The 19,849-nt window shown below is 68.7% G+C and carries 14 protein-coding genes; 9 read left to right on the forward strand and 5 right to left on the reverse strand.

The genetic code is table 11. The features are described 5' to 3' along the window. Positions 1 to 260: 260 nt before the first annotated feature. The 9 genes from WMF14_RS13030 to WMF14_RS13070 all read left to right on the forward strand — a co-directional run bounded on the left by WMF14_RS13030 (position 261) and on the right by WMF14_RS13070 (position 13,860). Complete coding sequence (locus WMF14_RS13030) at positions 261 to 1,253, forward strand: PEGA domain-containing protein (protein ID WP_437801299.1); 993 nt, start codon at positions 261 to 263, stop codon at positions 1,251 to 1,253. Between the two features lie 207 nt (positions 1,254 to 1,460). Further along, positions 1,461 to 2,909: a hypothetical protein gene (locus WMF14_RS13035; protein WP_437801300.1), complete on the forward strand. Its 1,449-nt coding sequence runs from the start codon at positions 1,461 to 1,463 to the stop codon at positions 2,907 to 2,909. Between the two features lie 35 nt (positions 2,910 to 2,944). After that, on the forward strand, positions 2,945 to 4,492 hold the full coding sequence (locus tag WMF14_RS13040; RefSeq protein WP_437801301.1) for a hypothetical protein: 1,548 nt from the start codon (positions 2,945 to 2,947) through the stop codon (positions 4,490 to 4,492). A gap of 455 nt (positions 4,493 to 4,947) precedes the next feature. Beyond that, positions 4,948 to 6,357: a hypothetical protein gene (locus tag WMF14_RS13045; protein WP_437801302.1), complete on the forward strand. Its 1,410-nt coding sequence runs from the start codon at positions 4,948 to 4,950 to the stop codon at positions 6,355 to 6,357. Then, positions 6,354 to 8,561, forward strand: a complete 2,208-nt coding sequence (locus WMF14_RS13050; protein WP_437801303.1) for a hypothetical protein — start codon at positions 6,354 to 6,356, stop codon at positions 8,559 to 8,561. The genes WMF14_RS13045 and WMF14_RS13050 overlap by 4 nt, the downstream gene beginning before the upstream one ends. A 353-nt stretch (positions 8,562 to 8,914) precedes the next feature. Further along, a complete protein-coding gene (locus tag WMF14_RS13055) occupies positions 8,915 to 9,616 on the forward strand; it encodes a hypothetical protein (RefSeq protein WP_437801304.1) in 702 nt (233 codons plus the stop codon). Positions 9,617 to 9,646: 30 nt separating this feature from the next. Then, positions 9,647 to 10,717, forward strand: a complete 1,071-nt coding sequence (locus WMF14_RS13060) for a hypothetical protein (RefSeq protein ID WP_437801305.1) — start codon at positions 9,647 to 9,649, stop codon at positions 10,715 to 10,717. Positions 10,718 to 11,719: 1,002 nt separating this feature from the next. Next, positions 11,720 to 12,037: a hypothetical protein gene (locus WMF14_RS13065; protein WP_437801306.1), complete on the forward strand. Its 318-nt coding sequence runs from the start codon at positions 11,720 to 11,722 to the stop codon at positions 12,035 to 12,037. Positions 12,038 to 12,432: 395 nt separating this feature from the next. Continuing rightward, a complete protein-coding gene (locus WMF14_RS13070) occupies positions 12,433 to 13,860 on the forward strand; it encodes a tyrosine-type recombinase/integrase (protein WP_437801307.1) in 1,428 nt (475 codons plus the stop codon). Between the two features lie 9 nt (positions 13,861 to 13,869). Here the strand turns inward: WMF14_RS13070 and WMF14_RS13075 are convergent, their stop codons facing one another. The 5 genes from WMF14_RS13075 to WMF14_RS13095 all read right to left on the reverse strand — a co-directional run bounded on the left by WMF14_RS13075 (position 13,870) and on the right by WMF14_RS13095 (position 19,559). Further along, positions 13,870 to 15,087 carry a cytochrome P450 gene (locus WMF14_RS13075; RefSeq protein ID WP_437801308.1) on the reverse strand — a complete coding sequence of 406 codons (1,218 nt, stop codon included), beginning with the start codon at positions 15,085 to 15,087 and terminating at the stop codon, positions 13,870 to 13,872. 14 nt (positions 15,088 to 15,101) lie between these two features. Continuing rightward, on the reverse strand, positions 15,102 to 16,319 hold the full coding sequence (locus WMF14_RS13080) for a cytochrome P450 family protein (RefSeq protein ID WP_437801309.1): 1,218 nt from the start codon (positions 16,317 to 16,319) through the stop codon (positions 15,102 to 15,104). A gap of 75 nt (positions 16,320 to 16,394) precedes the next feature. Continuing rightward, positions 16,395 to 17,504 carry an aromatic ring-hydroxylating oxygenase subunit alpha gene (locus WMF14_RS13085; RefSeq protein ID WP_437801310.1) on the reverse strand — a complete coding sequence of 370 codons (1,110 nt, stop codon included), beginning with the start codon at positions 17,502 to 17,504 and terminating at the stop codon, positions 16,395 to 16,397. Between the two features lie 148 nt (positions 17,505 to 17,652). Further along, the gene (locus tag WMF14_RS13090) at positions 17,653 to 18,861 is read right to left on the reverse strand and encodes a pyridoxal phosphate-dependent aminotransferase (protein ID WP_437801312.1); all 1,209 of its coding nucleotides are present in this window, start codon (positions 18,859 to 18,861) and stop codon (positions 17,653 to 17,655) included. A 320-nt stretch (positions 18,862 to 19,181) separates the two neighbouring features. Next, on the reverse strand, positions 19,182 to 19,559 hold the full coding sequence (locus WMF14_RS13095; protein WP_437801313.1) for a hypothetical protein: 378 nt from the start codon (positions 19,557 to 19,559) through the stop codon (positions 19,182 to 19,184). Between the last annotated feature and the right edge of the window lie 290 nt (positions 19,560 to 19,849).

Here is a 19,849-nt window from a genome sequence, read left to right on the forward strand (position 1 = left end):
TGTGCACTCGCACAGCACTCGGCGCCTAGGCGAGGTGACAACATTGCTAGCTCGCGCTGCAATTTCTCATGGCAAACGCGAGCGCATGGCGATTTCACCCCCCATTGACGCCGAGCAGTTGACGCAACTACCGTCGTGACATGCGTTGCGCTCCACAGTTCCTCTCGATTCTCCTTGCGGTCGGGGCATCGACATGCCTTACGAGCGCAGCGCGCGCCCAGGGCGGCCCATCGACGCCAAGGTCGAGAGAGCACTCGACGGTGAAGGACCATGTTCGCCGTGGCCAGAGGGCGCGCGCGGCGGGGCAATGGACCGAGGCACACGCCGCCTACAAGGCGGCATTCGACGCCGCAGACCCGGAGTCCACCACGGAGCGTGAGCGCGCGGAGATTGCCGGGGAGCTCGGCCTCTGCGAGCTCGCGTTGGGCAAATACCGCGATGCGGCCGAACACCTGACCTGGAGCCTCGAGCAGCGCGAGGCGCTGCCGGCCGCGCTGCAGAAGCGATTCGAGGAAGGGCTGCGTAAGGCAACACCGCACGTCGCGAAGCTCCGTGTCTCCGTCGACCCGCCGGACGCCGAGGTGTTCGTCGATGGCAAAGCCGTCGGCCGCATCGCGCGCGTCTATACGCTGTTCGTCGAGCCGGGGCTGCACATGGTGCGGGCCCGAGCACCGGGCGGCGAAGATGCGTTTCAGTCCGTGCGCGCCGTGGCGAAAGCGGAGCACGAGCTCTCTCTTCATGTGCCGCGCGCGTCGGTGAGCAGCGCCAAGGAAGGCGCGCCGGTGTCAGCGAACGAAACTCCGCGAGCCCTGAGCTCCCCGGCGGCTGCGCAGACGCGACCTACGAGCCCATGGGCTTCCTGGCCGGGGACGGCGCGGATAGGCGGCATCGTGGTGACGACGGCAACGGCGGCGGCCGGCGCGGTCTTTCTCCTGCGCGCTCACGTCGTCCACAGCAATCTGCGAGAGAGAGACATCACCCTTCGCGCGCAGGGGTGGACGTCGCATACGTGCCGGGAAGCCAGCGCACCAGCGGCGTGCGCCGGCATTCGTGACCAGGTGAACGAGCGGGATCTGTTCGCGACCCTCGGCAAGGTGTCGCTGGCGACGAGCGCCGTGTTCGGCGTGGCGACGGCGGCCTCGTTCTTTACGGAGGTTGCCTTTTTCGGTGGTGCGCCCAAAGCCGCTGGCGTTCGCCTCGTGCCGGTGACGACGAACGATCGGGCGGGGGTGCTCCTCGAAGGCGCGTGGTGAGGGGGAGGAAGGGTCATGCGTTCTGGATCCGTGGGTCGAAGTCGAGATGTCCTCCGATCGCTGGCGCCCATCGCGTTCGCTTTGGCGAGCGCCGCGGGGAACACGGGGTGCTATTCCGACAGCTGCGCGGACACCTACTGGTGCGAGATTCCGCCGCCGGAGCCATCTCCTTGTGATGGGAATCCAGCGACGGCGAGCGCGCTCGACATGTGCGGGGTGTTCGTCAGCGCGCTGGGCGACGACAGCAGCCTCGGTACCCAGGGAGCGCCGGTCCAGACGCTCCAGCACGCGATCGGGCTCGCCGCGCACGGGCGAGGCCACGGCGAGGGGCCGACCCGGCGCGTGTACGCGTGCGGCGGGTCGTTCGAGGAGAAGATCACGCTGCCCTCGGGGGTCGACCTCTGGGGCGGACGCCGGTGTGACGGCGGCGACTGGTCGTATGAGGGGTCGTTCGACGGGCCGGATCACCCGACGATCATCGCTCCGCCGGTGGGGATCCCGCTGCGGGTCCTCGGGGGGAACGACGCGGTCATCGCAGGGGACGACGCGACGTCCGTGATCTTCGGCGTGCGCGCCGTAGCGGCGGATGCGTCCGCGGACGATGGCAAGTCCTCGATCGCGATGATCTTGAGCCAAGGGGCCAAGGCGAAGGTGGTGTCGAGCGATGTCATCGTGGGCGACGGCAAGGACGGGGAGGCGGGCAAGGACGCGCACACCTATCGAGCGACGGATGGCGTGGAGGGGAACCATGGCGCGTCTGCCTGCACGGCGGACGCCGCTGTGGGCGCCCTGCCGGTTGTGAACTTCTGCGATGACGGCATCGAGTCGACGGGCGGATATGGCGGCGACGGCGGACTTGACGGCGGCGGCGATGGCGCGCCAGGAAAGCCCGAGCCCGCGGAAAATCCGCAAGGCTTCGGGGCTGCGGGGCTCGGCGCGGGCAGCGAGATTTGCACAGCTGGCGCTGACGGCGCGCCCGGTGCCAGCAGTGGCCGCGCCGACGGCGCGGTAGGTGAAGGCTACCTCGACATCCACGGATGGGTCGGCGGCAAGGGTAAGGATGGGATGAAGGGCGGCGCCGGCCAAGGGGGAGGCGGCGGTGGCGGGAGCAAGTCGCGCGGGGATATGGTTGCGTGCCCTGTAGGCCGCCCCCAAAGCGGTGCGGCCGGCGGCTCGGGGGGGAGCGGGGGCTGCGGCGGCGAGGGAGGCCGGGGCGGCGGCTATGGCGGCGCGAGCATCGCCATCGTTGCGCTGGAGGACTCGGAGCTGGAACTCGACGCCACGAAGGTTGTCGCGGGCAACGGCGGCAACGGTGGGGCCGGCGGAACCGGCCAACCAGGCGGCGTTGGGCGATGGGGCGGGCACGGCGGCAACGGTTTGACTGATACCGGAATGTGGGGAGCGTGCGACGGCGGCCGTGGAGGTAACGGCGGCCGTGGCGGTGATGCCGGCGGCGGGCTCGGCGGTGCTGCCATCGGCATCGCGTACGTGGTCCCCCATCTGACCATCCTGCCCGGCACGACCTTCGAGATTGGACACCCCGGAGGAGGCGGCTATGCAGGAAATGCCGCATTAGGCGACGAGGTGGGCAGAGGCGCGGCCGGCCCACAGGGTCAACTCTATCGTTTCGGTGCGGCGAACGAGCTGCCCCGTTGAGTTGCTCACCGCGGCGCCGCCGTCGAGGAATACCGATGATGTTAAAAGGCACGATGATCCTGTTCCTTGCTCTTCCTGTCGCCACGCTCGGATGCGGGAGCGCGCCAGGCCCCATCGATACCGATGAGCCGCCGTGTGTGCTCACATCGTCGTGCCAGGACGAAGCACCGCCGGAAGCCGTCTGTCTCGAGCACCTTGCGGCCGATCGGTTCGACGACGGCTGTGGCGTGTTCGTCACCGGGCCCTTCTTTGGCGGCGACGATGCGAATCCAGGCACGAAGGACAAGCCGGTCCGCTCTCTCCATCGCGCCATCGCCCTGGCACGCGTCGGTCGAGGAAGGGTGTTCGCGTGCAACGACGCGTTCGAAGGAGCCGTCGTCCTACCGTCCGGCGTGGACCTGTACGGGGGCCTCGATAGCCAAACATTTGAACGCTTCAATGAGGATGTTACGACCACCATCATCGTCCGTGAGAAGCCTTTCGCCATTGTCCTTACCGTCGAGCCGGCGGGCGCCGACGACACTGGGGCGGCGGATGGAGTCTCGACGATCGACCACATCGACCTCGCGGGCGGGCTCCATATCGGGATGCTCGTTCGATCGGGCACCGCGGTGGAGGTCACCCGGGGCAAGATCCGCTCATCCTACGGATATGGGCGCGGCCACGGCGAGAGCTGGCCCGGGCTCAATCAGGCACCCGACGGGCCGCACGGCATCTACGGCGGGGATGCGTGCTCGGCAGGCACCGTCGCCGGCGGGCCCGCGGTGGTGAACCCGTGCGAGGGCGGGATCCCGAGCGTCGGTGGCAAGGGAGGCGACGGGCGTGCCGACGGCGCTGGAGATGGGGAGGCCGGCGAGCCCGTACCCGCGCCGGACCCCGGCCACGATGGGCAAGGAGGACTCGGCAACCGTGCAGACGTCGGTTGCTACGACGGCTTCAATGGGAAAAGCGGCATGTGGGGCGCCGCCGGCGCACCTGGCGAGGGCATCGGGCGGCTCACCGAGACCGGATGGGAGGGCGACAAGGGAGCCGAGGGCGGCCACGGCATGCCGGGCCAGGGCGGCGGCGGGGGAGGCGGGCGTCGCGGCGGACTCGCCGTGTGCGACGTGGCCTCCAAGGGAGGCGCCGGCGGCGGCTCCGGCGGCGCAGGGGGCTGCGGTGGTCGAGGCGGCCGAGGGGGCGGGAACGGCCAGCCGAGCATCGGCATCGCCGTCCTTCACGCCAAGCTGACGGTCCGCGACAGCGTGATCGAGACGCTGGCTGCGGGGCCGGGCGGCGATGGAGGGCCACCCGAGGAAGGCGGCGACGGCGGCCGAGGCGCACCGGGCGGGGCTGTGGGGGACGGCACCTGGTCGTGTGGCGGCGGCGAGGGAGGCCGAGGAGGCGACGGCGGCTACGGCGGCCCGGGGCGCGGCGGCGACTCGATCGGCATCGCCTACCTCGACGAGGACCAGCTCACGCTGGAGGGCGTGACCTACGAGCTGGGACCGCCGGGAAAGGGCGGCGTGAGCTGGGATTGGTCTGGCGAAGAGATCCGGGGGGAGGACGGCACCCGGGTCGAAACGCTGCGTTTCCCTGATTAGGATCACGACACTTCAGGCGAACCCTGTAGTGACAGGGCGCCGACGGAGGCACGCCCGGAGCTCCACGAGGGCGCCCGCGGGCCTGCTGGTGGCGAAGTGGACAGCCGCGCGGTGCCCCAGGAGCACGACGCCGAGACCTCGCTCGGGGAGCTCGCCGGCGAGGGGCACGAGCTCAGCGGCGTCCGCCTCGAGCTCGCGGCCGGTCCGCAGGCCGTGGCGCCACGCACCCCCAAGCACACCTCTCCGGTTCGGCGACTGTCCGCATTGAGGACGGACAACCTGGCGCTCGGGGCGCCATCCAGGGCCGAGCAATGTCCTAGCGCTTTGGTGGGGACGCTTGCTTCTGGAAAACGTGCGGGCGAGCGTGCGCGAGCGAGAAAAATCGCGGGGTGGAGGCAATGAGCATGGGCGAAAGATCCAGACCGAGGCGACGGAGGACGATCCTTGCGGTCGCTGTGGCCGCCTTGGCGCTCGGCGCGGCAGGGGCCGGGTGCTTGTGGAAGTTCGGGGACGACACGTTCGGGAGCTTCTGCGCGGCGGCGGTAGGCGGCGAGGAGCACTGCGTGGGCGAGAATCAGGGGCCGGGCGCCGCGTGGGCCCAGGCCGAGAAGGACGGCGCTCTGCCCATCGAGATGTGGGCCACCTGGCCGAACAACAAGACGCCGGAGGAGATCGTCGCGAGCGAAACCTCGCTCGGCGTCTGGTTCGGCCACATCGACGAGGCGATCGCGTACGTGCGCGACGACGCGAGGAACGCCGAGTCGCTGCGGGCAACGCTCGCGGGCAAGCTCGCGTGGCTGCTCGACGAGGCGAGGGACCGCCAGAGGGTGCTGCTCGCGGAGGCGCCGGTCGACGCCCCGGGCAACTTCAAGAAAGCAATGATCGACAAGGCCAGCGCCGAGCGGGAGCCGCTCGCCGCCGCGCTCGCGGCCGACAGGCAGGCCATGGCGGCCGTGCAGGCGGTCTTCGACCAGGCCCGGAGCGACGTCGCGCCGCTGCGATCGAAATACGCGGGCGTCGCTGCGCGCTTCGCCGCGTACCGCGCGACCGAGGCGGCGGAGACGGCGGCGTACGCGACGCTCTCGAAGCAGGCGTCGCGGTCGGACATCGACGGTCTCGACAGCGCGGAGCAGGCAGTGCTCGCGGCGGCGCGCGAGGCGAGCCGCTCGCCCGGCGAGCTCACCGCGGAGATCCTGAGTTGGTCGGCGACGCTCCAGGTCTTCGCGGCCTCCTTCGATGAGGCGATGGCGCCGCGCAGGGAGCTGCTCGCGACGCACGGCGCGGTGCTGCCGGACATGACGTCGGGCGCGCTGCGTTCGCTGAACGCGATGTTGGGTTACGTGAAGGGTCGCGTCGCCCGGAGCGACGCGACCGCGGCGGCGCTGCTCGGCGGCATCGCGCTGCGCCGGCAGGCGCTCCGCGTGCTGCAGATGGACGAGGGGGCGCGCGAGGCCGTCGCGGGGGCGCGGACGCGCAAGGCATCGGACGCCTTCGAGCAGCGTGCGCGCGCGCAGGTCGCGGCGCTGTCGGCGGCGCCGCCGGTGAGCGAGAAGCTCGGGCTGCCGCTCTTGGCCGAGCGGTGCGGGGAGCTCCTGGCGCTGGCGCAGCTGCGACCGCTCTGCGAGGCGGCGGGGTCGTCCTGGCGCGAGGCCGGGTGCGCCGAGCTTCGAGGAAGGTTCGACGCCGCGGAGGCCGAGCTCAGGACGGGGGTGCCGCAGAAGATCGCGGCGGGTCTCGCGGCGCTGCGGGAGAAGGGCATGGCCGCGGCGGAGCTCGACGCGGCTCAGGCGAGGCTCGACGCGGGGGACGTGAAGGGCGCCGCGATCGCGTATGACGCCGCGGTGCGCGGCGCGGAGGGGACATGAGAGGCTCCAAGGACGTTGCGCTGCGCGGCCGGAGCGCCGCAGTGTTCCAGAGGCTCGTCGCGCTGGTCACGGTGCTGGCGGTAGTGGCGCCCTCGTTCGCGTGGGCCGGCACGCCGTACAGGCTGGACTGGGTTAGCACGGAATCCAGCGCGTCGTGCGAGGCCCCTTTCCTCGCTCACAACGGAGGGACGTACTTCCATGTGAACGACACGCCGCTCCCCACCTACGAGGTTCCGGACACGCTGGTGACCCACGATGACGGCTCGCAAAGCCACCAGGCGGAGGCGGAGTTCGACTCGGTGCTGCTCCGGTTCGGAGCGAACGACTTCCACTTCGGTGTGCGGAACGCTGGCGGTGACGACTGGTGCACCGACGCGCACGAGCTTGTGAGCCTCGTCTCGGAGCCGCTCGGCCTGAACAAGCCGCTCTTCCATGTGCGGCGCAGCGGGACGGCGTTCTCCGGCGCCACGACCCTCGACCTGAGCCTCGCGGAGGTCAACCCGGCGCTGGCGCGCGACATCGAGATCCTGCTGGCCGAGATCGCCAAGGAGCGCGCGGCGCTCGTGGCGAACGCGCGGGCGGTGGGCCTGCTCGCGGAGAAGATGGACCTGCTCCAGCAGCTCGACACCGAGCTCAAGGACCTTGTCGGCCGGCCGCTGGACGAGATCTCGCGGACCGACCTCGACGCGATCCTGGACCGGTACGAGGACGCGGTCGCGCCGGAGACGCGCGCGGCGATGGAGCAGCTTGTCGACGGCCTGAAGCAGAGCGTAAGCGACCTCGAGGACGAGCTCGCGCGGCTGATAGACGAGTTCGGCGCGCAGGCGGACGAGGTGGTGGACCTGGCGACGGAAGACGCGCGCGCCGAAGGGTGGGATCCGGACGATCCGCAAGCGTACGCGCTCGGGGAGAGCGAGGTGCCGTGGGTCGAGGTGCCGGACATCTCCGAGGTGGACGGCGCGTTCGAGGAGGGGCGGGATCCCTACGCGGCGTACGCGGACGCGGTGCTCGCGGCGCTGGAGGCGGACGTCAGCGGCCGGGTGGTGGTCCTCCGGGCGGACTTCGTGTCGAACGTGCGGGCGTGGCGGGCCAACAGCGCGGCGCTGGAGATCGCGCTGCGCGACCGGATGGGCGTGTCGCTGGCGGAGACCAACGCGTTCCTGAACGCGCAGAACCGGATCACCGGGTTCGTGCGGCAGTTCATGGATGCGTCGGACTGGTTCGAGGACTCGCCGATCCCGCCGGATCTGCGGGCGCAGGTGGACACGGTGCTCAAGCCGCGGTTCGACGCGCTCGCGGACCAGATGAAGGACAACCTCAACCTGTGGACAGGGGACGGGTTCGACCTGGAGCAGACGCAGCTCTACCAGACGATCAGCGCGTTCGCGGGGGCGATCTCGACGGTCGGCGAGGGCTTCGAGGCGTACGCGGAGGTGATGCAGACGCTGGTGCACGCGACGACGCGTCTCGGGGTCGGGTTCGTGCCGGTGGTCGGGCCGGCGCTCGACCTGTGCGAGGCCGTAACCGGGAAGGCGTGGTGCTTGCCGTCGGGGCAGGAGCTGAGCGACGAGGAGCGGATCTTCTCGGGGCTGGGCTTCGGGCTCGGGGCGGTGGGGCCGATGTGGCGCGCGGTCAAGACCAGCAGTGGGCTGCGGCCGGCCGCGATCCGGGTGGCGGGGGAGATCGCCGAGATCGAGGAGGTGTTCGCCAAGATCGTGAAGACGAACCGCGTCAGAGGGTACAAGGGGCTTACCGGGGCCATCACCAAGTTCGAGGTGGACATCTTCGAGAAGAAGGCGGCCAAGTTCCTGGTGGACGACGGAAGATCGCTCATCGGGGTCGGCGACGACGGCGTGCGCGACGTGCTCAAGATTCCGAGGGAATCGAGCCCTGGGGGTAGCGAGGGGGCAGCGCCCGACTTCTTGTCGATATCCAGAGGGCACAAGCTGATCGTGAGCGAGGCGAAGGGCGGCGAAAAAATCCCCTTCTTCAAGGTGCGCGATCAGCTTTTGAACGCGATGGAGGCGTTGAAGAAGAGGAGGCTCGATGGAGACGTGGCGCGGGTCGAGATCATCATCGAGCAGGGGGCGAAGTTCGATCCGACGAAGTTTACCGTGAAGGACGGCTACCTGTTCGATTGGGATGCTGGCGAGACCGTTACCCTCGAGGGCTTCAACAAACCTATCATGGTGATCCGGCTATGAGCTATTCAGGACCTCAATTCGTCGCCTGGTGCGACGAGCCAGAACGGATCTGTGCGTTCGCGGCGGCGCTGTCCGCGCTGGTCATCCCAGGGTATATGATCAGCTTGGGGATGAGCGCGAGCCTGACGTGCAGGACGTGCTCCATCGACGAGGTGCTCGCCATGGTGCGCGCTCACTTCGGAGGTTTGAAGAGCGCTCACGTGGGCTCCAGCGTAAGCCCGAACGGTTCCAAGCGCGTCATGAGGTTCGACCTCGCGTGCTACCCCGAAGAAAGTGAGCGTGGCCATCCTTACGGCCCCCTCAGGGTGGATGCGGGCGAACGCAAGCGGGATTTTTACCCCTACGAGATCCCCGTGAGCAGGCGCCCCCGCTCCGTGGAGGCCGAGGCCGTGGTCGCCTATCACCTGGTCCAGGGCGACATCGAGGACCTCCTGCTGCGCCTCTGCGCGCCGGACGCGAGCGGGCGCGTCCCGACCGGCGCCTGCACGGGCGAGGAGGACTGGAGCGCCCCGGTTGAGATGTGCGCGACATACAACGCGAACGGCGCGGAACTCGCGCGCGACCTCGCCCTGTCGTGGGTGAGCCTGCACGACAAGGAGAGCGTCTCGCGCATTGCGGGCACGTCGCTGGAGGCGCTGCACGCGCGCGTCGACGCAGCGCCGCGCGGCGCGCGCGTGCCCATGAAAGGCACGAGCGAGCTCGCGGGCTCGCTCTCGCGCGAGACCGTCCTCAAGGCGCTCGGGACGCCGCCGGCCACGCTGCTCGAAGCGCTCGAGGCCGCGGCGGTGCCCGACGACGCGTGGCGCGCGGCCGAGCCGAAGGCACGCGAGCTCATGGAGCTACGCCGCCAACTTGACGACGAAGCCGCGGGGGAGGTCCCACCCGCCTTCTGGGTAGACATCACGACGCGCGAGCACACCCGCTTCCTCGAAGAGCACGCCCCCTTCCACGTCCGCCGCCTCCCGAGCGGCGGCGTGGTGCTGGCCACGCACCCGTACCGCACGCTCTGGCCGCTCTGGGTCGACGCACTCTTCGTGCTCGGCCTCATGTCCTGACGCAGGCTACCTCATGAGGATGATCGAGCGATGAGAGAAGGGCCGTTTTTCTTCGCCTGGTGTGACGAGGCACAGAGGGTCGATGCGTTCGGCGCGGCGCTGTCGGCCCTCATCAAGGAGCCACAGTACAGTATCCGCGCGATCATGGACCGCGACACGGAATGCAACACGACCTCCGTGGACGAGGTGGTCGCCATGCTCCGCGCCCACTTCGGGCGCACCGACGCCGAAGCCTACTTCGTCGCAGCGTTGAGCCAGGAACACTTCGTCCATTGCATCCTTCGCTGCTTCACCGACAAGAGCGAGCGTCTCAAGCCGATGGGCCCCATCCACATGCACGGCCGCCGGATCGAGGCCTTTGCCCCCATGCACATGGACCTCGCCCTGGGGAGGGGCCCGCGCTCCGTGCAGGCCGAGGCCGTGCTCGCGTGGCACATGGCCGTGGAGGACATCGACGACGTCCTGCTCCGCCTCTGCGCGCCGGACGCGAGCGGGCGCGTCCCGACCGGCGGCTGCACGACGGCGCGGACCTGGCTCGCGCCGGTCGCCATGTGCGCCACGTACAACGCGGACGCCCGCGACATCGCGCGCGATCTCGCCCTCTCGTGGCTCTGCCTCCACGACAAGGACAGGGTGTCGCGCACCGCGGGCCTGTCGCTGGAAGCGCTCCGCGCGCGTGTGGGAGCCGCGCCGCCTGGCGCGCGCGTCGCGTTGAGACATAGCAGCGCGCATTCGAGCTCGCTCTCCCGTGAAGCCGTCCTCAAGGCGCTGGAAACTCCGCCCTCCGCCCTGCTCGAGGCGCTCGAAGCAGCAGCAGAGGTGCCCGACGGCGCGTGGCGCGCCGCAGAGCCGCGCGCGCGCGAGATCTACGAGCGGACGCTCCCATTCAGGGGGCGCGACGAGCGGGGCACGGAGACAGACAACGGCTCGCCGCTCTCGCAGGTCGAGATCACCCTCGACCACTTCGAGTTCCTGGTCGACCACGCCCGGTTCCATGTGCGCCGCCTGCCGAGCGGGGGCGTGATGCTGGCCACGCACCCGTACCGCACGCTCTGGCCGCTCTGGTCCGACGCCCTCTTCGCGCTCGGCCTGATGCCCTAACGATCCCGCTCAGCCGCCGCGGCGTGCCCGCCTCGCTCGAGCGCATCGACCTGGTCGTCGAGATCGCCGGTCGGCGCTTCAAGAAGCGATTCGCCTGCCCCTGCGAGCCGAACAGCGAGACGACGTTCTCGTGGCGGGCCTGCGGTCGCCGCCAAGCTCGACGTGCCGCGCGGGCTCGCGCTCGGGCCTGATGGCCGCCTGCGCATTGCCGAGCAGGGCGGCAATCGCGTGCGGCGGGGTACACCCGACGGGACGATCGCGACCGTGGCCGGTATCGGCGCGGCCGGGTACAGCGGGGACGGCGGCCCCGCCACGCTGGCCACATCGACGAGTCCGTTCAGCATCGCGGTGGGGCTCGACGGCAGCGTCTACATCGCCGATAGGGGCAATCACAGCGTCCGTCGTGTGGCGCCCGACGGCATCATTGACACGGTAGCCGGCACGGGGGCGTGGAGCTTCGGAGGCGAAGGCGGACCGGTCGAACCCGTTCGCCCGGTGCGCATGGGTCGCGTTCTGCGCGGTGTGCCTACCTTAGGCCCCTCCTCGGTGTCACCTCCGCGCGCGTCGCTGAGGGGGCGCGCAGAACTACCAAATCGAGCCCTTCATTTTCCCCGTTTTTCGGCCCCTCAGCGACGCATCCCAGAACACCTAACCTCGCGATACGGCTCGATATTCTTTCCGGGCGCGTAGCCCGGTAGTTCGCGGCGAACTACCGGGAGCGCAGAACTACCGTTTCGTGCCCCTTCCGGCGGCGTCGGTCACGGTTGCGAACGAATCCAACACGGATGGAGGTACATCATGACACGAGCGGCTCTCGCCCGTGTATCGGCACCCCTTGCTCTTCGTCAGGCGGACAACGGCACGCGCGTGGTCGAGAGGACATTCCCGGACGTGCCTGCCCGAGGATCGTGCCCCCCGAGGGGGCTTGCCCATCCCGTCACAGCAACGGCAACGCTCGCGATCCCGCTGGAGGGGCTCACACTCACAGCGCCGCAGCCGGAGATGCTCTCGCAGAAGAACGTCGAGTCGGTCACCGGGATCCCGGCACGCGTCTACCTCGACACGATCCGCGGATCGGGCTTCCCGCTCCCGGTCACGAGGCTTGGCAAGCTGCGCCTCGTCCAGCGCGAAGCATTCGTCGCCTACCTCCAGGCGCTGGCCGGTGACCCAGAATCGCGCCGTGACGAAGAGGTGGATGAGCGCACGCGGGTTGCCGCCGTGCTGGCCTCTGTCGGCCTCGAATCTGTTCCATGTCCGCGCTCCGGCCGGGCGAGCGCTCCTTCCGCAGTAGCAAGCCGTGCTAGGCTGCCGCCGAAGTAGAGCGGGCCCGCTCGGCGCAGCGAACGCCGGACGGGCCCTTGATCGACCCCCGCATCACCGGAGACCGATCCATGACCGACGTACCCCAGCGACGGGCGCGCGCCAAGCGCTCGGCTTCATTCCCCACCACATCCCTCCCTGCACCGGCGTCGACCGATCGGCGTTTGCGTTCGAGCCGCTCTGGCGGGCGCCCCTCTCCGGCCGCAGAGGCAGCTGTGCCTGTCGCAGACTCGCCGAGTTCGGCGAGCACGACGGATCGCCCGAAGCTGGCCGCCCGCGCCCCTGGCAGTCCAGCAGGAGAAAAGCGCGCCAACGGCTCCGGGTCCGTCCGGCTGCGCGGGAAGACGTGGACCGCGCGCCTCAGCCTCGGTGAGGCCGGTCGATCCACGTTCAGCTTGCCGACGTGCCGGACCGAGCAGGAAGCCAACGCGCGCCTGGAGGTGCTGTCTGATCTCGCCGGGCGTCTGCTCGCAGCCGGCCAGATCGTCCTCGGCTTGCCGCTGCTGGAGCGGGCTGCTGCGCGCGAGGGCAGCGCGCTCCGCGACGTCCGGCTTGCCATCGAGCAACTCTGCAGGGGCGAAGCGCGTGCTCGCGCATCCGGCGAAACAACCTTCGCTGAGTTCGCCGAGTTGGTTGTTTCTGGAAGGCTCGCCGAGCAATACCCACTGCATGTGAAAGCGCTGCGCCATCCCGAGCAATACCGGCATAAGCTCAACCACGTCCTACGGGTACTCGGCCCCGTTCCTCTCCCTCGTTTGACGCTCGATCATGCGGATCGAGCGATCTCCATGCTGCCAGGACATCTTGAGGACTCCTCGCGTCAAGGAGTCGCAAAGGTCATTCATCGGATACTCGCGCTCGCGACCTATCCGGCGCGCATCATCGCCAGCAATCCGCTGCCGCGTGGATGGATCCCCAAGGCGGAGGACAACAAGGCCAAAGGCTCCCTCTATCCCGACGAGGATAGTCGCCTCATGGCGGCGGTGAATATTCCGTTGTCCTATCGGATCTATTATGGCTTCCTGATTCGCGAGGGAATGCGGGCAGACGAGGCCGGAAGGCTGGAGCCGTCCGACCTCGATCTCGAGCGCGGCGCCGTGGTGCTCGACGAGAACAAGACGGATGACCCACGCGCCTGGGCACTCTCACCCGACGTCGTGCGCGCGCTTCGGGCCTATTTCGCTATATGTCCCCCGAAGGAGCGTGTCTTCATTGGGCCGAGCGGGCCGCTTCCGGGGCGCAGTGGGGCGCACAACTTTCGAAATCACCTGCGCCGTGCTGGCATCGATCGGCCCGAGTTGTTCGAGACCACGCAGTCACGGCTGAATATACGCTTGCACGACACCCGCGCGACCTTCATCACGATCAAGCTCGCGAACGGCCGCACGGAGACGTGGATCTCCGATCGGACCGGGCATAAGTCGAGCCGTCAGATCCACCACTACAAGCGCGCGGCGCGCAAGGTTGCTGAGCTCGGCTTGGGGGATTTCGCGCCTCTGGACGAGGCGATCCCCGAGCTGAACGGCAGGGGCAGCCGTTTAGGTGGCGGTGATCCCATGTCCGCGGGACCGGAGGCGAGCTCGCCGTCGCCGAGCAACGGCGCGTCCCTTGTCCGCGCGCTGCACCACCGAGCGCCGGGCGCGGTAGTTGACCACGCCGGCCAGCCCGCAGCGGGCGCCCCGGTGGCTGCAGGCGGCCCGTTGGGCCCGCGTTGGGCCACGCCGGCGAGCGACCCGGCCGCGAATCCGACAGAACAGATTGAAATTATTGATATTTCGTCCGCCTCCGCCTCGTCGTCGCAGAAATCCTGGCGGGATTTCTGACACGCGGAACTAGAAGCGGACGTGCAGCGCCGTCATCCCGCGGAGCTTGGTGTTGGGCCCCCATGTCGGCTCCGAGGTCGCGAGCTCGAGCCGCGGCAGCCGGCGCAGCAGCACCGAGAAGGCGATCTCGAGCTCGGTGATGGCAAACAAAGACCCGAGGCACGCATGCGTGCCCCGGGCGAATACCAGGTGCGGGTTGTGTTTTCGCGTGATGTCCAGCCGATCGGGCTCCGCAAACACCTCGGGGTCGCGGTTGACGGCGCTCAGCACGACGGAGAGCCGATCCCCCTTGCGGATCAGCTTGCTCCCGAGCTCGAGATCCGTGAGCGCCCAGCGCTCTACGCCCCGCTGTACAGGCGACGCGTAGCGAAGCAGCTCCTCGACGGCGCTCTGCATCAGCTCCGGGTGGCCTCGAAGCAGCGCCAGCTGATCGGGATGCGAGAGCAAGGTGTACACGCCAGCCGAGATCATCCGGGCCGTCGTCTCGAAGCCGGCGTAGAGGAGCAAGCTGAGGTTCGACAAGAGCTCCGGAAACGCGAGCCGATCGCCGTGGTCCTCGGCGGAGAGCAGCGCGCTGATCAAGTCGGCGCCCGGGCGCACCTGCCGCTCGGCGATCCATCGGCTCAGGTACTCTCGCGCGGCGCCATCGGCGGCTTCGCCCTGCTGTCGCACCGCCGGCGGTTGAGCCTGATCGAACTGCAGATGAATTCCGGGCATCCACGCGCGAAGTTGCTCTCGCTCCGATGCCGGCAAGCCCATCAGCTCGCAGAGCACGTTCGTCGGCAGGGGATACGCGTAGTCGGCCATGATGTCCATGTGCCCGTCCCCCTCGACGCGATCCACGAGCTCATGCGCGACCTGCTCGATCCTCGACCGAAGGCGCTGGACCGCCTCGCGCGTGAGCACCTTGCCGACGAGGGAGCGCACCCGGTCATGCTCGGGTGGATCCAGCTCTATCATGTTATGGGCCCACGGGCAGGATCCGGAGGTGTGGCGCGGGGGGAAGGCCATGAGCTTTTCACGTTGTGTGGTCAAGCGCCTGTCGGCCAGGACGAGCTTCGCGTAGGAAGATTTCGTGATCCACCATTCCCCTACCGAAGCGACGAAATGGACCGGCGCTTCCGCCCGGAGGCGTGCATAGAGCGGGTAGGGGTCCGCCACGAAGGCGGGATCCAGCGCTTCGAAGCTGTCGACTGACCATTCCTTGTGCGTGACCGCGGATGTCATCTTCTTCCTCCGGCCTAGAAACGGACGTGCAGCGCCGCCATCCCGCGGAGCTTGGTGTTGGGCTCCCATGTCGGCTCCGGGGTCGCGAGCTCGAGCCGCGGCAGCCGGCGCAGCAGCACCGAGAAGGCAATCTCGAGCTCGGTGATGGCGAGGAAGGAGCCCAGACACGCGTGCGTGCCCCGGGCGAACACCAGGTGCGGGTTGTGCCTCCGCGTGATGTCCAGCCGATCGGGCTCCGGAAACACCTCGGGGTCGCGGTTGGCGGCGCCCAGCACGACGGAGAGCCGATCCCCCTTGTGGATCTGCTTGCCCCCGAGCTCGAGATCCGTGAGCGCCCAGCGCTCCATCCCTCGCTGCCCGGGCGACGTGTAGCGCAGCAGCTCCTCGACGGCCGTCTGCGTCAGCTCCGGGTGGCCTCGAAGCAGCGTCAGCTGATCGGGATGCGAGAGCAAGGTGTACACGCCAGCCGAGATCATCCGGGCCGTCGTCTCGAAGCCGGCGTAGAGAAAGAACGTGAGGTTCGACAAGAGCTCCGGGAGCGCGAGCCGATCGCCGTTGTCGTCGGCCGAGATCAGCGCGCTGATCAGATCGGCCCCCGGGCGTACCTGCCGCTCGGAGATCACCCCGCTCAGGTACTCTCGCGCAGCGTCATAGGCCTCTTCGCCGTGCTGCCGCACCTCCGGCGGTTGAGCCTGGTCGAACTTCAGATGAATCCGGGTCGTCCACGCGCGAAATTGCTCTTGCTCCGACGCTGGCAAGCCCATCAGCTCGCAGAGCACGAACGTCGGCAAGGGATACGCGTAGTCGGCCACGACGTCCATCCGCCCGTGCCCCTCGACGAGGTCCACGAGCTCGTGCGCGATCTCCTCGATCCTCGACCGGAGGCGCTGGACCACCTCGCGCGTGAACGCCTTGCCGACGAGGGCGCGCACCCGGTCATGCTCCGGTGGATCCAGCTCCATCATGTTCGGGGTCCATGGGCAGGATCCGGAGCCGCGGCGCGGGACGACGGCCATGACCTTTTCACGTTGTGTCGTCAAGCGCTTGTCGGCCAGGACGAGCTTCGCGTAGGAATACTTCGTGATCCACCATTCCCCTACCGAGGCGACGAAATGGACCGGCGCTTCCGCCCGGAGGCGCGCGTAGAACGGGTAGGGGTCCGCCACGAAGGCGGGATCCAGCGCGTCGAAGCTGTCCGCTGACCATTCCTTGTGCGTGACCGCGGATGTCATCGTCTTCCTCCTGATTCCTCCTGATCCACCGGCGACCGAGCTCCGGAGCCGTTGCGTGCCGGTGGACACGCGCGTTCACCTCGCGAGGAAGTCGTCGAGCGCGCGGTGAAACCGGATGGGCCCGAGCTCGAAGCGGCCGAACGTGACGACCTGGTTCGCGCCGGAGCGCAGCCCGCTCTGGATCGACGTCACCCTCCTGAAGTCTTCGTCCAGTGTCGTCTCGAAGCTCTCTCTGTCTGCTCTTGTATGGCGCACCTCGCGCTCCGTCTGCGGGACGCGGGCGGCGCTCGCCCACGTGCGCCAGAGCGTCCGATCCAGGCTGCTCGGAAACACCGTCTGGAGAATGGTCGGTCCTTCTCGCAGCATGAGGACCGTATTTGGAAATATCAGATAGACGACATTCGCGACGGAGAGGAGATCCCAGCTCGCTGGATCGCGGTCCAGGCACGCGTTGATCCTGTTTCTGGGGACGATCATGCGCTGGTGGGGATAGAAGTCGTCATGCAGGGCGATGTTGTCGTATAGCCAGGGTGCGATCGTCTGCGCGTGCGTCTTCCGGAAGTGATAGACCTCGAATGCCACTTCCATGAGGAGCTTCCAGTTCGCGTTGGGCGAGAAGGTGAGCTGATATGCCGGCTGGAGGCGCGAGAGGTTCCAGCCGGCGAGCTCTTGCGCGAGGGGACCCAGAAAGGCATCCAGATCCGGCCCAGGATCGGTCCACACCATGCCGAACTTCACCCGCACAGGGAACGGGGTGAGCGCGGTGCGTTCGCAATGCCCCTCGGCAAAGCCGTAGGCGTGCGGGACGTTCAGCAGCTTGCCATCGAGCCCATAGGTCCATCCGTGGAAAGGGCACGTGAAGGAGCTCCGGGCGACGCCCGTGGGGCCGTCCAGGAGCCGGGCACCTCGGTGGCGACAGACGTTCAAGAACCCCCTGATCTGGCCCTCCTTGTCGACGCAGAGCAGGATCGGCGCGCCCAGCCCGTCGTGGGTGACGTAATCGCCCGGCCTTTGCAGGAGCGCCGCGCTCGTCAGGACGATGGGGTAGCGCTGGAACAGCTGCCCTCGTTCCCTCTCGAGCCGCGTCGGTGATGTGTAGATGTCCACCGGCCTCTGCTCCGGCTCCGCGTCCATGTCCGTGGTCCGCCGCTGGATCAGATCGAGCGTGCGCCGTATCAGCGTCACCTGCTCCGCATGCTTCATACAGGCTGGAGAGCGGGCTCAGGCGCTGGTACCAGGGGTTCCAGGATCTCCCGCTGCGTGTCGGTCAGGCAGGCAGGGACGGGTTTCGGTCCTCGGGGCTCCATTCCCGGAACCTTGAGCAAATTCTCGGCTAAGCAAGCTCCGAGAGCTCGACCTGGCGCACCGCCGGCGCCGCCGTCATGGAAGGCCCCTCCCTGCGGCGCGGGCTCATCAGGGCGTCGAGCTGCTCGATGAAGCAGGTGTTCTCCGCCGGCAGGCCGACGGTCACGCGGAAGTATTCGTCGTATCGCTCGTCGCCGAACGGCTCGAAGGCCTTCACCTTCACGCCTCGGGCGAGCAGCGCGTCGTGGATCTTCGCCCCGGACCACGCCCCGCGCGCGCGGCACAGGATGAAGTTGGTCTGTGACGGATAAGCCTCCAGAGCGCGATGAGCTCCGATGGCTGCCATCAGCCTGGCTCGCTCCCTCGCCGTCTGATGCCGGACGAATCCGAGGTGTCCGCTGTCCTGGAGCGACGCCATCGCGAGCTCCGCTGCCAGCTGCCCGACCCGGTGCGGCGTCATCTTGGCCTCCATCTGCGCCACCACCTTCGCGTTCCCCATGGCGTACCCCACGCGCACCGACGCGAGCCCGTAGGCGAAGGAGAAGCTGCGCAGCACCATCAGGTTGGGATGGCGCAGCACCAGGTCCGCCATCCGGGTGTTCGGGCTCTCCTCGAGGTAGTGCACGTAGGCTTCGTCGATGAAGAAGAGGGATTTCGGGAACCGGGTGAGCAGCGGACCGAGCTCCTGCCTCGTGATGAGGACGTTGCCCGTGGGGTTGTTGGGGTTGCAGAGGTAAACCAGGCCGTCCTGCCGCGAGAGGCGCGACTCGAGCATGTTCATGTCGAGCGCGAAGCCGTTCTCCGGGCAGAGCGGGAGCAGGTCGCATCGCAGCCTCACGCGGACGCCGGAGGCAGGCACCTTGGAGTAGGTGAGCCGCGTGGTGATGATGGGATACGCCGTGCGCTTCAGCAAGAAGCGCAGCGTTCGCATCGCCGAACGCTTGATCTCGCGCTCGATCAGGGACGGGATGCAGGTCTTGAGCAGCGGGCCGCTCCCGTTGGCGACCAGCACGTTCTCCGGCCTGACGCCCGCGTCCGCGGCGAGCGCGCGCCGGAGATCTCCGTTGTCTCCGGCCGGGTAGCTCCGCAGGGAGATGCTGCCGGCGTGTCGCCGCAGGACGTCCGCGCACCGCTCGGAACAGTACGTGCCGTGGTTCAGCGCCATGTCGATGGGCGGCGCGCCGGACCGGCGAACCGGGGCGATGGGTGCGTTGCTCGCTGTCGTTCGAGGCTGCATGGCGCGCTCCTCCCGTGGTGTTCGACCAGCATCAACCAGGCCAGTCGTCCCCAGGATTCAGGAGGCCACCTTCGCTGGCCCGTTGCAAGAAGGAAGAGCGAGAGGCGCGGCCCAAGAGCTTGTGCGCGGAGGCGTGCGACCAGGGTGAGGATGGGCCGCGGTGCGAGCTCGGCTTACGGAGCGGTCGTTGTCCCCCCCCCCCCGCAGGCCCCCCCCCGCAGGCGCTCGTGGGGCACCTGTCGACGCCTTCGTCGTCCCGTGTGGAGCCCGCGCGCGCCCCCGCGCCGCTCGGCTGGTCTCCTTGACCGCCGCGCGGGCGCTCACGGACTGATCGCTGTCCCGACTGTCGCGTTCCCGACTGTCCCGGTCGTCGCCTTGACGCCCGGGTTTTGCCGCACGGACTTCCAGTGGCAATAGCACAGGTACGGCGGGTTGATGCGACACTCGAATCTGTCGATGCAGTATGGAGAGAGCCCCCAGCAGTCAGACGACAGCGTTCCACCCTCGCACGTGCAGCTTCCGTCTTCGCTGCACCACCAGCTGAGCGAACCCGTGCCCCCACCGTTGTTCACGAGCGCCTCTGTCACGGCCGTCGTCTCCTCCGGAGTGGTCGTTTCTTCGGGGGCTACGACGCAGCCGGCCAGGAGGCCGGAGGCGAGAGACAGGACGGCGAGCGCGGCGCGAATGGTGTTCTTCATCTGAGCTGCTCCTTGTGAGGGTTCGCTGTTCCCTCAGAGCAAGGCAGGTGCCCACGCATCAAACCCCCTGCTTCTTCGGGCCATTCCTTGGAGGCGTGCGTGGGCATGTTGAGCGAAACCTCGCTCACGTGCGCGCGTGGTTGAGCGAAACCTCGCTCACGTGTGCGCGTAGTCGCGCATCGCGGGCGCTCCGCCGGTCCCAGGCTGCGGTCGCGAGCTCGGGCCCCGCGGCAGGCCGCGTTGCTTGAAGGACCGCGAGCTTCGGGGGGCCAGCACGAGGTTGCCCGCCT

Source organism: Sorangium sp. So ce693, from assembly GCF_051521375.1.
Classification (GTDB): Bacteria; Myxococcota_A; Polyangia; order Polyangiales; family Polyangiaceae; genus Sorangium; species Sorangium atrum.

Coding starts and splice junctions, on each gene's coding strand:
- WMF14_RS13080 (WP_437801309.1), bottom strand. CDS start 16,319: ATGACATCCGCGGTCACGCACAAGGAATGGTCAGCGGACAGCTTCGAC.
- WMF14_RS13060 (WP_437801305.1), top strand. CDS start 9,647: ATGAGAGAAGGGCCGTTTTTCTTCGCCTGGTGTGACGAGGCACAGAGG.
- WMF14_RS13090 (WP_437801312.1), bottom strand. CDS start 18,861: ATGCAGCCTCGAACGACAGCGAGCAACGCACCCATCGCCCCGGTTCGC.
- WMF14_RS13050 (WP_437801303.1), top strand. CDS start 6,354: ATGAGAGGCTCCAAGGACGTTGCGCTGCGCGGCCGGAGCGCCGCAGTG.
- WMF14_RS13040 (WP_437801301.1), top strand. CDS start 2,945: ATGATGTTAAAAGGCACGATGATCCTGTTCCTTGCTCTTCCTGTCGCC.
- WMF14_RS13065 (WP_437801306.1), top strand. CDS start 11,720: ATGCTCTCGCAGAAGAACGTCGAGTCGGTCACCGGGATCCCGGCACGC.
- WMF14_RS13095 (WP_437801313.1), bottom strand. CDS start 19,559: ATGAAGAACACCATTCGCGCCGCGCTCGCCGTCCTGTCTCTCGCCTCC.
- WMF14_RS13035 (WP_437801300.1), top strand. CDS start 1,461: ATGTGCGGGGTGTTCGTCAGCGCGCTGGGCGACGACAGCAGCCTCGGT.
- WMF14_RS13075 (WP_437801308.1), bottom strand. CDS start 15,087: ATGACATCCGCGGTCACGCACAAGGAATGGTCAGTCGACAGCTTCGAA.